Origin of the sequence: Proteus sp. PR00224 (genome assembly GCF_016238105.1) — a bacterium.
GTDB lineage: Bacteria > Pseudomonadota > Gammaproteobacteria > Enterobacterales > Enterobacteriaceae > Proteus.
Map to the genome: position 1 here is coordinate 342,713 of NZ_JAEHQU010000002.1, position 15,055 is coordinate 357,767.

Consider the following 15,055-nt stretch of genomic DNA (forward strand, 5'->3'; position numbering starts at 1 on the left):
TTAGCCTTAAATTTTTCCTGCCATCAGAGCTTCAATTTCATCAGGATCTTTAACGACAGATGCCGTTAAATTCTCATTGCCTGTTTCCGTGATAACAATGTCATCTTCAATGCGAATACCAATGCCACGATACTCTTGTGGCACATCTGCATCTGGCGCAATGTAAAGTCCCGGTTCAATGGTCAGTACCATGCCAGGTTCTAAAATGCGGTCACGCTCCGTGCCATAATGTCCAACATCATGAACATCAAGACCTAGCCAATGGCTTAAGCTATGCATAAAGAAACGCTGATAGGCTTTTGTCTCAATAAGATGCTCGATTTCACCGTGCATAATGCCCAGTTTAACCAGTCCTTCGACCATGATATACACGACATGCTCAGTGACTTCTTTGATACTTGTACCAGGTTTGTACAATTCCAAAGAAACATTGATGGATTTTAAGACTATGTCATAAATTTCACGTTGTTGACGGCTAAATTTACCATTAACAGGGAAAGTACGGGTGATATCACCGGCATAACCTTCATATTCACAGCCTGCATCAATAAGAACTAAATCCCCATCACGCATTTTGGTTTCGTTTTCGGTGTAGTGCAAAATACAACCATTTTCACCACTGCCGACAATACTATTATACGAAGGGAAACGCGCACCATGAGAGGTAAACTCATGTTCAATCTCACCTTGAAGTTGATATTCATACATACCCGGCTGACATTTTTGCATCGCACGCGTATGTGCTAATGCGGTAATTTTTCCAGCTTTACGCAGTAATTCAAGTTCAAAATCAGATTTAAATAGGCGTTGCTCATGAACAATTGGACGCCAATCAATGATAGTTTGTGGTGCTTTTAAGTTACGGCGAGAACCTTTTCTTAAGGTTTCTAATGCACCAAAGACTATCTCATCAGCAAACGCATATTCACCTTGAGCATGATAAACAACATCTAACCCGTTTAATAATTGGTACAGTTGCTCACCAACATCTTCATAAGGTAGCGCCTTATCAACACCTAATTTTTCAGGTGCAGCTTCTTGTCCAAGGCGACGACCAAACCAAATTTCAGCGGTTAAATCTCTAACGCGATTAAAAAGCACACTGTGATTATGTGTTTCATCACTTTTAATCAGCACAAGAATAACTTCAGGCTCGCTGAAACCAGTTAGATAAAGGAAATCACTATGTTGGCGATAAGGATACTCACTATCGGCATTACGTTGCGCTGGTGGTGCGGCAAAAAAGATAGCTGCACTCGCAGGCTTCATTTGAGCTAATAATGCCTGACGACGGGATAAAAATTCTTGCTTATTCATACCCACTCCTGTCTTTCATTTATCTTTATGGTTATCTAATTAATGATGAAATTAATGTAGTACACGTTGCTCATTTTGTTTGTCATTTCCTTTGTCTTTTGGAGCGACAAAAGTGATATAACAAAGTTGAACGGATACTTTTACATATTCACTGACTTCTTCAAGTGCATCTTCAAGTTCTTCTTGGTTTTCGTCTTCTTCATAACCTAGCGCACCAATATTACGCAAATCAGTAATCACTTCGGTCAATTCTTTATGATCAGACAACTTAGGTTGAGCAACACCCAGACCTAAAAGAAAATGATTAACCCATCCCGCAAGGGCATCGGCTCTTAGAAAAACAGATTCAGATTCGTCAGGCACTAACATAGAGAAGTTGAACACACTGTCATCGAGCTGTTCATAGGTGATGTGATAAAGCTCTTCAAGTGGCTCTGATAACGTTTTAGGAAAAGCTAAACCCTCATTAGTCAAATCGTGTAATAAGGTTTTCCAACTGTTATCGCGCACTGCACCGCAAATAAATCCTGTAATCAAACCATGCATTTCAGCCGCGGTTAAAGGTACTGTATGTTGCTGTAATAATGCATCAATAGTTTGATAATTCGGTAATGTGTTCTGTTTTGACATAAGAATAAACGTCGCATTTAGGGGAATAGTTCAAGATATGCTACCATCAATAGAAGTCGCTGTACCAGTTAAGCCATGTTAATCATTGGAATTTTTGCAGTAATAGCGTTTAATACAGCGTTATAACCGTATACACTACTAAACACGTAGCACAGATTTTATGTCAGGAAGGAATCATGTCCGCACAACCCGTTGATCTTCAAATTTTTGGGCGCTCATTACGTGTCAATTGCCCACCAGAACAAAGAGATGCTTTACTGGCTTCTGCTGCTGAACTGGAACAACGATTACAAGATCTCAAAGAACGCAGTGGTGTTTCCAACACAGAGCACTTAATTTTTATCGTGGCATTAAATATGAGTCATGAGTTGGCAGAAGAAAAGTTAAAAACCAGAGACTATGCCTACAACATGGAAGAGAAGATAAAAATGCTACAACAATCCATTGAACAAGCTTTACACGATCAAGGCAAGCATCATGATCGCACTTTTTCAACTGCGAAGTAGATTTGTTCAGAAAGCACGCGTACACCACGAAATTCACAGATAATAGGTTGCTTTCTACAATTAAAATAATACAATAGTTCATAGATAAGGTGCTTAACGCACCCACCAAATTTCTCTGAGATGTTTGCCAGCGGGCCAGTCCCCTGAGCCGATATTCGAAACACATAGAACGTGGTGATCTGTTGCTTGTGAGCATACCCGATTCGTTCAGGCAGCCTAATGGCAGCAACACTATGTTCACCTTGGACCATGGGTTCAAGGGTTACAGCTTGCGGCGGCATCTTGGAGACCTCCATTTAAGTTCTAAACACTGAGTATTTTATAAATGCTTAATGTTTAGAACTTTTTTTATACCCTTTTCCCTTACCCAATCTTGGCTTTTCTCTTTTTTACCTCTAAAGTGTAATAAATTGATGTTAATGATACTTCATCATTAACACTAACGACTTACTGATGGGTTGATGAATGATAGAAGCCTCACTTTTTCAGCAAAGAGATGAAATACGCAAGTCTATCCGCCAAAAGAGACGTTTACTCACTCAAGAGCAACAGCAGGACGCTGCGCTAAAACTATGCGAACAAGTTCTTACTCACCCTAAAATCAAACAAGCGCAGACGATTGCACTGTTTCTTTCTTTTGATGGTGAAATTGATACATCACCTTTGATCTCCCAGCTATGGGCATTAAATAAACAAGTTTGCTTACCTGTATTGCATCCCTTTCATCGCCATCACCTCCTTTTTTTACGCTACACACCTTCTACTACATTAGTAAAAAATCGCTTTAATATTTCAGAGCCGCCTTTAAATGTGAATGCGGTGATCCCTCTTTCTAATATCGATATTATTTTTACCCCACTTGTCGCATTTGATGAACAAGGTCAACGATTAGGTATGGGGGGTGGTTTTTACGATAGAACACTAGAAAACTGGCAACAAAAATCATTTTATCCAATGGGATTAGCGCATACTTGCCAACAAGTTGCTCACCTTCCTAGTGAGAATTGGGATGTACCATTACCTGAAATTATTACACCAGAAAAGATCTGGCATTTTTAGTTTTTTATTAGTGCTAGATTAAAATTAATGATTATCATCTGTGTTTTTTTATATTTTTGATAAAAAAAATAATATTAAATACCTTTTTATATTTTCAGCTATACAAAAGGTATTTTATTGTCATGGATAATAAAACAAAAAGTCACATAATAAAAAGTATTAGTATTATTATCAATCTAACTAAAAAGAGAAAAATAGAAATAAAAAAAGATTCTACTATAAACTCATTAGAAACTGAATATCAATTTAAACTAAAAAAAACAAAAAAATCATTTATTTTAAAAAAAATAGAACATCACATTATTTTTTTAGATAATAAAAACAATACATTTATATTATTAAAAAAAAATAAAAATACATATCTTATTTATAATATACAAACAGATAAAACAGAAAACCTAAGTCAAAGCCAATTCAATTCATTAAACATCTCACAATGCTATTATCTCTGTTTTAAAGAAAATCCATTTTTTAGTCTCTCATGGTTTTTTACAGTAATAAAGAAATACAAACTTATCTTTATAAACATTTTATTTTACTCACTCATTCTCCAATTATTAATGCTCACATCACCTTTTATAATACAAATTATTATGGATAAAGTGATTATCCATCAGGCTCTATCAACACTAGATGTTTTAATTATTGGATTGATTTTTATTGCTATTCTAGAAGGAACACTAAAAGGAATTCGAGAATATATTTATCAGCATACAGCAAATAAAATTGATATAACGTTAAGTCTAAAACTCGCCCAACATTTATTTAGACTTCCTATCGGCTATTTTAAATCACGTCAAACAGGTGCCATTGTGGCTCGAATAAAAGAATTAGATATTATTCGAGAATTTATAACAAAAACGCTGTTACTGTTATTTGTTGATTCTTCTTTTATTTTCTTATTTATATTTGCAATGGCAATATTATCGCTAAAGCTAACATTAATATTTATTTCGACAATTCCTCTTTATCTTATTTTAGCTAAATTACTTGCCCCAAAAATAGAATTTGCAGTTCAGCATCTTTATCAAAAAGTTGCAGTCAATACTGCCTTTCTTACTGAAAGCTTAGGTGGTATTGAGACAATTAAAAGCCTTTCTCTTGAACCAAGGTTTACACAACAATGGTATACACAAATTCATAAACTAACAGGTGAAAACGAAAAACTTCAAAATATTGATAATTTATCTCGCTTTATTGTGTCATTCATAAATAAAACAACAGTTGCACTACTCTTATGGGTAGGGGCTTGTGAAGTTATTTCGCTCTCAATGACAATAGGTCAGCTTATTGCTTTTACGATGCTACTTGGCTATTGCTTACAACCTTTAGCGATAGCTATTGATGTTTGGGGAAAATATATCAAAACAAAAACAGCAATCTACAACTTACAAGATATACTTAACCTTCCTAAAGAACAAAATAGTTCAATATTAGAAACAAATATTAAGGGGGAAATTACCTTTGATAATGTCAGTTTTCATTATCAAAATCATACGCCTGCTATTTTAAATAATATTTCATTACATATAAAAAGACATGAAATTATTGGTGTTGTTGGAACATCAGGATCAGGGAAAAGTACTTTAGCACGCATGATCTCAGGTCTTTATATTCCACAATCAGGTCATGTCGCACTTGATAATATTCCTCTTTCACAACTTAATTTAAATAGAGTACGCCAGCAAATAGGTATTATTCTACAACAAAATTTTTTATTTAATCTCAGTGTGTTTGATAATATCCGACTCACTCGACAAAATGCCTCTTTAGAAGACGTTATTTACGTAGCAAAACTAACGGGCGCTCATGAATTTATTTTAAAACTACCATTAGGTTATGACACTATTATTGCAGAGGGAGGACAATCCTTATCAGGAGGACAACGCCAACGTATTGCGATTGCAAGAGCCTTATTATCTTCGCCTAAAATTTTAATCTTTGATGAAGCCACCAGCGCATTAGATGATGAATCTCAGGCTATTATCCAAGAGCACCTTCCTCTTATTGCAAAAGAGAGAACCGTTATCATTATTGCTCATCGACTTTCAACGGTGAGAACTTGCCATCGTATTATTGTGTTGGAAAAAGGCAACCTTATTGAAGAAGGAACACATAAGGAATTAATTGCAAAAAATAGCCACTACAAAAAACTTTGGCAACGTCAACAAGGATGTTGAGTATGAACCTAAATATAAAATCTGCACTTTCTAAAGTATTTCAGCGTAAGAAAAAGAATATTAATTATGATTTCTACCCTAATCATATTGCACTTATTGAAAAACCTTTAACGCCATATAGTCGTTATATTGCGTCAATTATTTCATTCAGTGTTATCGCTTTTCTTATGTGGGCTTATTTAGGTAAATTAAATGTGCAATCATCTGCAACAGGTAAACTTATTGTTGCAGGGCATTCTCAAGTTATTCAAATTTATGAGCATAGCCGCCTTGCTGTCCTTCATGTAAAAGAGGGACAAAAAGTAAATCAAGGTGATGCATTATTAACACTCGATATACTGGGTGTTGATGAGGAAGTTAAGGGAATACAGAAAAAAATAGATAGCCTGCTGTTACTTAAACTTCGTTATCAAGCATTAAGCCAAGAAACATCTCCACAAAAACTTTATCATTTTAATAAATTAGATGAAAAAACAAAAAAATCTATTCTTATCAGTTACCAAAAAGAAAAAGATGAATTTGAAAGTAATATAAATTTAATTGATGCCGAAATCGAGGTGAATAATAAAAATCAAACCATGATCCATAATGAACTATTATCATTAAATATATTAAAAGAAAATATTAAACAACGTTTTATTCTTAAGGAAAAGCTCTTTATAAAAAAAATAATTAGCCAAATGGAATATTTAGAAAATGAAAAAGAGTTATTAGAAATAAACCGAGTCATTACAATTAAGAATGCTGAATATCAACTTATTAAGAGTCAAGAGAAAAAACTAAATGAAAATTTAGATCAATTGGAGAAACAGAAAAAATTAGAATGGCATGATAAATATAAACAGTATGAAAGTGAACTATTAATTTATAGCCAAAATCTTAATCATGCCCAAAAACGACAACAGCTAAAAATCGTCCGTTCTCCCGTTACAGGTACTGTACAACAAATCACAAATTACACACTTGGCAGTATCTTACAGCCATCACAACAAGTGATGACGATAATTCCTGATAATCAGCACAATATAGCAGAAGTTAATATTCTCAATAAAGATATTGGTTTTATTCATGTAGGGCAAAAAGCAATGATAAAAATAGATGCTTTTCCTTACACTCGTTATGGCACCTTAGAAGGAAATATAACCAATATCGCCAGAGATTCCGTTCAACATGAGCAGCTAGGTTTAGTTTATCCCGCAAAAATTGAACTAAATACGCAAATGATAGAAAGCAATAATCAACAATATAACCTTGCTCCTGGGATGTCTTTAGTCGCTGAAATTATTATCGATAGACGTCGTGTTATTGACTATTTCTTAAGCCCAATAGAAGTTTACCGCCATAACGCACTAACAGAAAAATAATAAGGTGCTTAATATCATGAACAATATTAATTTAGAGAAAGAAAAAAAATATCACTCATCAATTATTGATGGACTAATTTATTTTTCAAAAACACAAAGTGGAAAGATAAAAAAAGAGCAAGTTATTCATTTCCTGGGTAAAGAAGATCATCTTAATAAGTGGGATATTCTTGAAGCCATTCAACTTTTGGAATTAAAAGGTGATTTCTCCTTATTCGATTATAATGAGCATCTTATTATCGATACCCTTATAGAAATAAATGATTCTTGGTATATTTTAAAAAAAACAAAAGAAAAAACATTAATTATTATAAATCCTACAAATAATATAAAAACCGAACATGTCATTGATAAAGAAAAAAAGCTTAATACATTACAACTTATTGCTAAAGAGCCCTCTTCATCATTATCAAAATTTAATCTAAATTGGTTTATTCCTTCTATACTAAAGCAGAAAAAATCATTATTCCTGTTTTTTATTTTATCTTGTTGCATTCAACTCTTTGCTTTAGTGAATCCCATTATTTTTGAAAAATTTATCGATACCGTTTTAACGGGGAGAAATTTATCTAATTTACATCTATTTGGCTGTCTATTCGTCTTAATTGCTATCACGGAACCCATATATCTTTTTTTGCGAGATAAGTTATATGCATTTATATCTTGTCAATTAAGTGCTGAATTTTCAGGAAAAGCGTATCAACATCTCATCCGCTTACCGAGTCATTTTTTTACTCAACGCCCATCTGGACAAATCATTGCTCGTATACAAGAGCTTTCACATATCAGACAATTTATTACTGGTTCAGCATTGATGATGGTCCTTGATCTTATTTTTATTGCTGTGTTTATCTTTGTGATGTTTATTTATTCATCAACCTTAACGTGGATAACATTAAGTTCTTTAGTTCTTTATTTTATATTTTGGCTTATTCTAGGACCTATCATTCGTTATTGGGTAAAGCAAGAATATCAAACCAACGCAGATAATATTAGTCTACTGACAGAAGCGATAAATGGCATAGAAACCATTAAAGTGACGGCGACAGCAAGTCATTTTATAGAAAAGTGGCAATACAAGTTGACCGATCATATTAATAAACGTTTTTCAGGTGCTAAAAAAGCGTTATTCGCTCAGCAATTTATTTTTATTATTCATAAGATCACTACTGCAATTATTTTATGGCAAGGCGTCAATTTCATTATTAATGCACAAATGACCGTAGGTGAACTTATCGCGTTTAATTTATTTGCCGCCCATATTACACAACCTATTTTACGTTTAGCGCAATGTTGGCAAGATTTTCAACAAACATCCATTTCTTTGCGCCGTATTGGTGATATTTTAAGTAATCCCACAGAACACCAATACCAAGGATTAGCTACCGTTCCTAAAATAACAGGGAGCATTACTTTTTCAAATGTCTATTTTCGTTACACAGACAAGACACCTGATGTTATTGAGTCACTTTCTTTATCTATTCCAGCAGGGAAATTTATTGGTATTACAGGGCGTTCTGGCTCAGGAAAAAGTACTCTTACTCGCTTAATTCAACGTTTCTATACGCCCCAACAAGGAAAAATTTATATTGATGGCATGGATTTAGCTATCGCTGATCCTTTATCTCTACGCCAAAGTATGAGTATCGTTTTACAAGAGAGCTTTTTATTTAGTGGCTCTATTTTTGAAAATATTCGTTTATCAAAACCGAATGCGAGTGAAGAGGAAATAACAGAAGCGGCTCGACTTGCTGGCGCTTTAGATTTTATTAATCAACTTCCTTTAGGATTTAATACACAAGTAGGAGAAAGAGGTTCTAATTTATCAGGCGGGCAACGCCAGCGTATTGCACTTGCTAGAGCCTTATTAACTAATCCACGTATTCTTATTTTAGATGAAGCAACATCTGCATTAGACTATGAGTCTGAAGCACAAATTTTAGCGAATTTACCTCAGATTTGTAAAAACAGAACCGTAATTAGTATTGCGCACCGTCTTAATACATTAGCGCATTCAGATTATATTTATGTAATAGATAAAGGGCAGGTATTAGAAGAAGGCTCTCACTCTCATTTATTAGAAAACCAAGCACTCTATTACCAATTATGGCAGCAACAAATTCAATAAATAAAGATTAAAAGATACAAAAAAGGCTCGATATTTCGAGCCTTCAATATATTACGAATAATTTATTAATAATTAGTAAAGCATACGAGCGCGGATTGTTCCCGGTAATGCTTTGAGTTTTTGTAACACTAACTCAGCTTGAGCTTTCGTTTGTGTTGTAATATCGATCACAACATAACCTACGTTACCTGACGTACGTAAATATTGCGCGGCTACGTTGATATTTTCTTCAGTAAACACTTTATTGATGCTATTCATCATACCTGGGCGGTTTTCATGAATATGCAGTAAACGGTTTACATCGTCGCCGTGGCTTGGCAGTGATACTTCTGGGAAATTAACAGCAGATAATGTAGAGCCGTTATCTGAATATTTCGCTAATTTACCCGCAACTTCATAGCCAATGTTTTCTTGCGCTTCTTGAGTTGAACCACCGATATGTGGTGTTAATATCACATTGTCGAACTTGATAAGTTCAGAAACAAACGGATCGTTAGGATCGTTATTTGCACCCGGCTCTGATGGGAATACGTCAACCGCAGCACCAGATAAATGTTTTGATTCTAACGCTTGAGCCAATGCAGGAATATCAACCACCGTACCACGAGAAGCGTTGACAAGAATTGCTCCCGGCTTCATACGCTGAATTTCTTCATGTCCAATCATATTCTTGGTTGATGGTGTTTCTGGCACATGTAAGCTGACAATGTCACACATATTCAACAGTTCAGAGAGATGACGAATTTGCGTTGCATTACCTAATGGCAGTTTGTTTTCAATATCATAGAAATAAACATCTAAACCCACACTTTCGGCTAAAATACCTAATTGTGTGCCAATGTGACCATAACCAATAATACCCAGTTTTTTACCTCGTGCTTCAAAACAGCCTTTGGCTTGTTTATCCCAAACACCACGATGAGCTTTCGCATTGGCTTCAGGAATACGACGCAGTAATAACAGTAATTCGCCAAGCACCATCTCAGCCACGGAACGGGTGTTTGAGAAAGGTGCGTTGAAAACAGGAATACCACGACGGGCAGCAGCCTCTAAATCAACCTGATTGGTACCAATACAAAAGCATCCCACTGCAACTAATTTTTCAGCCGCAGCAAAAATCTCTTCTGTTAAATGAGTGCGGGAACGAAGACCAACAAAACGTGCATCACGGATAGCTTCTTTTAATTCTTCGTCCGATAATGCGCCTTTGTGATATTCAATATTGGTATAACCCGCAGCTCTTAAATTTTCTACTGCACTTTGGTGCACACCTTCGAGGAGTAGAAACTTTATTTTTTCTTTTTCCAAAGATACTTTGACCATTTACCCTGCCCTATCGTTATTACATTTAATGAAAAACAAAATCCTGTCTCAACAACATAACAAAAATAGATTTTGTGGCAATACAACCGATTGCTGTGATGACAGAATAAGCGGTAAAGAAAGCGATTTTCTACCGAGTAAAATGATTTTGACTTTGAAAATGGCAGGATTTTAAAGAGAGATATAACTGTCGTGTGATATATATCACTGAATTTGCAGTTTCTAAAATAATTTAAAAAATAGGTAGCCATCGCTACCTATCTTAAAAAGAATTACTTAATGGTTTTCACACCTTCAGAGGTACCCATTAAAACAACATTCGCACCACGGTTAGCAAATAATCCTACGGTTACAACACCTGGAATACTGTTAATTTTGTTTTCCAGTTCAATAGGATTAAGAATAGTTAAGTTATGAACGTCTAAAATAACGTTACCGTTATCCGTTACCACATTTTCACGATATTCAGGTAAACCACCCAGTTTGACCAATTCACGAGCAACATAAGAGCGCGCCATTGGAATGACTTCTACTGGTAGTGGGAATTTACCTAATACGTCAACTTGTTTAGATTCATCAACAATACAGATAAATGTTTTCGCTACACCTGCGATAATTTTTTCACGGGTTAATGCTGCTCCGCCACCTTTGATCATTTGCATGTGATGGTTAATTTCATCAGCACCATCAACATAAATGTCTAAAGAGTCAACTTCATTACAATCAAAAACAGGAATGCCGTAACTTTTTAATTTTGCAGTTGATGCTTCTGAACTTGAAACTGTGCCTTCGATTTGACCTTTCATTGTTGCTAATGCATCAATAAAGTGAGAAGCCGTAGAGCCAGTACCGACACCCACAATCGTGCCTGGTTTTACATATTCAAGCGCCGCCCAACCTACTGCTTTTTTCAATTCATCCTGAGTCATTTAAAAAACCTTATTTATCACGTTAATGGACTAAGAATAGCATATTGCATTCAAAACTAGCACGAGACACATCAAAAACTGAGAAGCAACATTTTAACTCATTACAACGAAAAATATGGCATAGTAAGCAATAGAATATAAAATCGAAGAGAGTCTGTTAATGAAACGCCCTGATTATCGAGCATTACAAGCCCTTGATGCCGTCATTCGAGAACGTGGCTTTGAAAGAGCCGCGCAAAAGTTATGTATTACACAATCTGCCGTTTCACAGCGTATCAAACAATTAGAAAACTTATTCGGGCAACCGCTATTAGTCAGAACTGTTCCACCTCAACCCACTGAGCAAGGACAAAAATTATTAGCGCTATTGCATCAAGTAGAATTACTTGAAGAACAATGGTTAGGTGATGAAAATAGCGGTTCTACGCCTCTTTTACTCTCTTTGGCGGTGAATGCTGACAGTTTAGCAACATGGTTATTGCCTGCTTTACATCCCGTCTTAACGCAACTGCCTATTCGTCTCAATATTCAAGTAGAAGATGAAACTCGTACTCAAGAACGATTAAGACGAGGCGAAGTGGTTGGTGCAATCAGTATTCAGCCACAAGCACTACCAAGTTGCCTTGTCGATCAATTAGGCGCTCTCGATTACCTATTCGTTGCTTCTCCTGACTTTGCTCAACGCTACTTTTCCAATGGCGTAACAAAATCTTCGTTATTAAAAGCGCCAGCAGTCGCATTTGACCATCTTGATGATATGCATCAGGCATTTTTACAACAAAATTTCGGCTTATCACCTGGTAGTGTGCCGTGTCATATCGTGAACTCATCTGAAGCCTTTGTGCAATTAGCTAAACAAGGTTCAACCTGTTGTATGATCCCTCATCTGCAAATTGCTAATGAACTAAAAAGCGGAGAGTTGGTTGATTTAACTCCTGGGCTTTGCCAGCGACGTATGCTTTATTGGCACCGATTTGCGCCAGAAAGTAGAACTATGAGAAAAGTGACAGACGCACTCATTGATTTTGGCCGTAAAGTTTTAAAACAGGATGAAGAGTAATACGCTATTTCATCTTATTAACACAAAAAATAGGCTTCATATTGAAGCCTATTTATTTTTATCACCACATGATTATTTAGTGCGTTTTAATTCAAAAACCACATCAACATAATCTTTAAACTCGATGCTTTGCTGTTCATAGGTTTCTTGCACAGCAGCAGGTGCTTGTGCTTTTAATGCCATTGCATCCATACGCACTTGTGCGATTGGATAAGGTGTGGCTTCTGGCGCACGATAACTCACGCTATAAACAGCACCTAAATCTGCACCGAAACCTTTTGCTACTGACGTTGCTTGATCAATTGCATTTTTAATCGCAACTTCTCGTGCTTTTGTTTTGTATTGTTCTGGATTATTGACACCAAATTCAACGTTATTAATCTCATTTAAACCAGCTGCTAATGCGCCATCAAGCAACGTATTAAGCTGTTCTAATTTCTTAATTTTAACATTAACAGTACGTGTTGCGGTATAACCATTAATCACTGAACGCTCTGCTTTTTTATCGTACTCATAATTTGGTTGAGTACGGATATTAGCAGCATCAATATCTTCTTTAACAACACCATTTTCTTTTAAGAAGGCAAAATATTTTGCAACACGCTCATCAACTTGTTTCTTAGCCTGAGCTGCATCTTTTGCTCTTTCGTTAACCTGAATATTTAATGTTGCCATATCAGGAGCGGCTTTAATTGTCGCATTACCCGATGTTGTGATATGAGGCCCTTCTGGCTCAGACGCCGCTAATGCAAAAGAAGGTAATCCCAGCGTAAACACGGATGCTAATACAATTGCTTTTAATTTCACAAAAACCCCCGACATAATAAAATTTAAGACCATCTTTTATGGCTAAGAAGAACCTTAGCATATCTGATGTAAAATTCTTTAAGATTAAAAGAGTGTTTTCCATCCTTGTGCAGCTAATTGAATAGCAATAAACCACATTATACATCCTACAAACAGATTAATAACACGTTGAGCGCGCGCTTTGCTTAATATTGGAGAAAACCAAGCTGCTAAGAGCGATAACGCAAAAAACCAGCTTATAGAGGCAAATACCGCACCAAATGTAAACCAAGGACGAAGTTCTGACGTTAATTGCCCGCCAATACTACCTATCACAACAAAAGTATCTAAATAAACATGAGGATTAAGCCATGTTACGGCAACTAATGTTACGATCACACGCCAACGGCTTTTTACCTGATTTTCGCTTTGTGACAATTCAATATCTTTTGAAAAAGCAGTTTTAAATGCATTCCAGCCATACCATAATAAGAACGCGACTCCACCCCAAGTGATCAGTAATAAAAGTATTTCTGATTGGCTAAGTAGGGCACTTCCACCAAAGACACCTGCCGAGATCAAAATAACATCACTTAAAGCGCATAAAAATGCACTCATCAAATGAAACTGTTTTTTACTTCCTTGTTGTAAAACAAAGGCATTCTGAGCCCCTATTGGTAAAATCATTGCTGCACTTAATAAGAATCCCTGAAAAAAAGTTGTGAACATGCAAAATATCCTAATAATTATTCGTTTAATATTGGATGAATAATAGAGGGGTTTTGATATTAGAGGAAATGAATCATTCTTATTGATAATAAGAAAAACTAATGGCAATAAATACAAAAAAGCCACGTTATTAACGTGGCTCTAAATCATCTATTTTAGTGTGACTATTCTGCTTTAGTCGTCGCACTTTGTATTTGATGCATATAGACATCCATTTGTGGGAATGGAATACCAATTTTATTCGCATCCAATGTGCGTTTAAAGTCTTCCATTAAGTCCCAATAGACAGGCCACGCATCATCATTTTTTGTCCACACTCGTACCACAAAATTTAATGAAGACGGTGCCATTTCATGTAAACGGATAGTCACGCCTTTATCATGTTGAATACGTTTGTCTTTAGCAACGACATCACCTAATACTTTTTTTACCGTATCAATGTCAGCATCATACGCTACACCAACAATGATTTGAGTACGGCGATCAGGCTCTCGCGTTAAGTTAATCACTTCGCTACTGATTATCTTACTATTTGGGATAACAATAATTCTGTCATCTGCTGAGCGCAAAGTCGTTGAGAAAATTTGGACATCTCTAACGGTACCTTCCACAGCCCCTATAATCACATATTCGCCTGCACGAATTGGGCGGAAAATAACAATAAGCACACCAGCAGCAAAGTTTGAAAGTGAGCCTTGTAAAGCTAAACCAACCGCTAAACCAGCCGCACCTAATACAGCAATAACAGAAGCCGTTTGTACACCTAATCGGCCTAATACTGCAATTAAAGTGAAAGCGACAACAGTGTAACGCACTAAAACAGATAAGAATGTCACGACAGTAGCATCAATATGACGTAACGTTAAAACTCTAGCAACACCTTTTCCAATCATTTTTGCCACGAATAAACCTATAAATAGGATCAAAAATGCGGCAACAATATTGACTGCATACTGAATAAAGAGATCTTGATTGGCGACAAACCAACCTGTTGCTTCATCTAAACTAGCAGGTAATTCATTCATTAGACCACCTTTTAAACTT

13 protein-coding genes and 1 other RNA gene are annotated in these 15,055 nt (G+C 35.7%); 7 read left to right on the forward strand and 7 right to left on the reverse strand.

Going from position 1 to position 15,055, the window contains the following annotated elements:
* Positions 1–6: 6 nt before the first annotated feature.
* Both pepP and JEP71_RS04970 read right to left on the reverse strand, forming a co-directional pair.
* Positions 7–1,317: a Xaa-Pro aminopeptidase gene (pepP, locus tag JEP71_RS04965; protein WP_198625847.1), complete on the reverse strand. Its 1,311-nt coding sequence runs from the start codon at positions 1,315–1,317 to the stop codon at positions 7–9.
* A 51-nt stretch (positions 1,318–1,368) separates the two neighbouring features.
* Positions 1,369–1,947, reverse strand: a complete 579-nt coding sequence (locus tag JEP71_RS04970; RefSeq protein WP_109371086.1) for a YecA/YgfB family protein — start codon at positions 1,945–1,947, stop codon at positions 1,369–1,371.
* 176 nt (positions 1,948–2,123) lie between these two features.
* Between JEP71_RS04970 and zapA the strand changes: the two genes are divergently transcribed.
* The 6 genes from zapA to JEP71_RS05000 all read left to right on the forward strand — a co-directional run bounded on the left by zapA (position 2,124) and on the right by JEP71_RS05000 (position 9,184).
* On the forward strand, positions 2,124–2,453 hold the full coding sequence (gene zapA, locus JEP71_RS04975) for a cell division protein ZapA (protein ID WP_023581530.1): 330 nt from the start codon (positions 2,124–2,126) through the stop codon (positions 2,451–2,453).
* 109 nt (positions 2,454–2,562) lie between these two features.
* Positions 2,563–2,746: non-coding RNA, 6S RNA (gene ssrS, locus JEP71_RS04980), on the forward strand.
* 172 nt (positions 2,747–2,918) lie between these two features.
* Positions 2,919–3,512: a 5-formyltetrahydrofolate cyclo-ligase gene (locus JEP71_RS04985; RefSeq protein ID WP_198620805.1), complete on the forward strand. Its 594-nt coding sequence runs from the start codon at positions 2,919–2,921 to the stop codon at positions 3,510–3,512.
* Positions 3,513–3,634: 122 nt separating this feature from the next.
* On the forward strand, positions 3,635–5,692 hold the full coding sequence (locus JEP71_RS04990) for a peptidase domain-containing ABC transporter (RefSeq protein WP_198625848.1): 2,058 nt from the start codon (positions 3,635–3,637) through the stop codon (positions 5,690–5,692).
* A gap of 2 nt (positions 5,693–5,694) precedes the next feature.
* Positions 5,695–7,056, forward strand: a complete 1,362-nt coding sequence (locus JEP71_RS04995; protein WP_198620807.1) for an HlyD family type I secretion periplasmic adaptor subunit — start codon at positions 5,695–5,697, stop codon at positions 7,054–7,056.
* 16 nt (positions 7,057–7,072) lie between these two features.
* On the forward strand, positions 7,073–9,184 hold the full coding sequence (locus JEP71_RS05000; RefSeq protein ID WP_198625849.1) for a type I secretion system permease/ATPase: 2,112 nt from the start codon (positions 7,073–7,075) through the stop codon (positions 9,182–9,184).
* Between the two features lie 72 nt (positions 9,185–9,256).
* Here the strand turns inward: JEP71_RS05000 and serA are convergent, their stop codons facing one another.
* Both serA and rpiA read right to left on the reverse strand, forming a co-directional pair.
* Positions 9,257–10,507 (reverse strand): phosphoglycerate dehydrogenase, encoded by a 1,251-nt coding sequence (gene serA, locus JEP71_RS05005; protein WP_198620809.1) that lies wholly within the window; start codon positions 10,505–10,507, stop codon positions 9,257–9,259.
* A 272-nt stretch (positions 10,508–10,779) separates the two neighbouring features.
* Positions 10,780–11,436, reverse strand: a complete 657-nt coding sequence (gene rpiA / locus JEP71_RS05010) for a ribose-5-phosphate isomerase RpiA (RefSeq protein ID WP_072063358.1) — start codon at positions 11,434–11,436, stop codon at positions 10,780–10,782.
* A 160-nt stretch (positions 11,437–11,596) separates the two neighbouring features.
* Here rpiA and JEP71_RS05015 point away from each other — a divergent pair, with 160 nt between their 5' ends.
* A complete protein-coding gene (locus JEP71_RS05015) occupies positions 11,597–12,496 on the forward strand; it encodes a LysR family transcriptional regulator ArgP (protein ID WP_088494952.1) in 900 nt (299 codons plus the stop codon).
* Positions 12,497–12,568: 72 nt separating this feature from the next.
* Here the strand turns inward: JEP71_RS05015 and JEP71_RS05020 are convergent, their stop codons facing one another.
* The 3 genes from JEP71_RS05020 to mscS form a co-directional block, all read right to left on the reverse strand.
* Entirely contained in the window at positions 12,569–13,303 is a 735-nt protein-coding gene (locus tag JEP71_RS05020; RefSeq protein WP_109419752.1) for an oxidative stress defense protein, read from the reverse strand.
* A gap of 84 nt (positions 13,304–13,387) precedes the next feature.
* Positions 13,388–14,011: an arginine exporter ArgO gene (argO, locus tag JEP71_RS05025; RefSeq protein WP_198625850.1), complete on the reverse strand. Its 624-nt coding sequence runs from the start codon at positions 14,009–14,011 to the stop codon at positions 13,388–13,390.
* A 164-nt stretch (positions 14,012–14,175) separates the two neighbouring features.
* Positions 14,176–15,036, reverse strand: a complete 861-nt coding sequence (mscS, locus tag JEP71_RS05030) for a small-conductance mechanosensitive channel MscS (RefSeq protein ID WP_109371100.1) — start codon at positions 15,034–15,036, stop codon at positions 14,176–14,178.
* Positions 15,037–15,055 lie beyond the last annotated feature (19 nt).

Coding starts and splice junctions, on each gene's coding strand:
- pepP (WP_198625847.1), bottom strand. CDS start 1,317: ATGAATAAGCAAGAATTTTTATCCCGTCGTCAGGCATTATTAGCTCAA.
- JEP71_RS04970 (WP_109371086.1), bottom strand. CDS start 1,947: ATGTCAAAACAGAACACATTACCGAATTATCAAACTATTGATGCATTA.
- zapA (WP_023581530.1), top strand. CDS start 2,124: ATGTCCGCACAACCCGTTGATCTTCAAATTTTTGGGCGCTCATTACGT.
- JEP71_RS04985 (WP_198620805.1), top strand. CDS start 2,919: ATGATAGAAGCCTCACTTTTTCAGCAAAGAGATGAAATACGCAAGTCT.
- JEP71_RS04990 (WP_198625848.1), top strand. CDS start 3,635: ATGGATAATAAAACAAAAAGTCACATAATAAAAAGTATTAGTATTATT.
- JEP71_RS04995 (WP_198620807.1), top strand. CDS start 5,695: ATGAACCTAAATATAAAATCTGCACTTTCTAAAGTATTTCAGCGTAAG.
- JEP71_RS05000 (WP_198625849.1), top strand. CDS start 7,073: ATGAACAATATTAATTTAGAGAAAGAAAAAAAATATCACTCATCAATT.
- serA (WP_198620809.1), bottom strand. CDS start 10,507: ATGGTCAAAGTATCTTTGGAAAAAGAAAAAATAAAGTTTCTACTCCTC.
- rpiA (WP_072063358.1), bottom strand. CDS start 11,436: ATGACTCAGGATGAATTGAAAAAAGCAGTAGGTTGGGCGGCGCTTGAA.
- JEP71_RS05015 (WP_088494952.1), top strand. CDS start 11,597: ATGAAACGCCCTGATTATCGAGCATTACAAGCCCTTGATGCCGTCATT.
- argO (WP_198625850.1), bottom strand. CDS start 14,011: ATGTTCACAACTTTTTTTCAGGGATTCTTATTAAGTGCAGCAATGATT.
- mscS (WP_109371100.1), bottom strand. CDS start 15,036: ATGAATGAATTACCTGCTAGTTTAGATGAAGCAACAGGTTGGTTTGTC.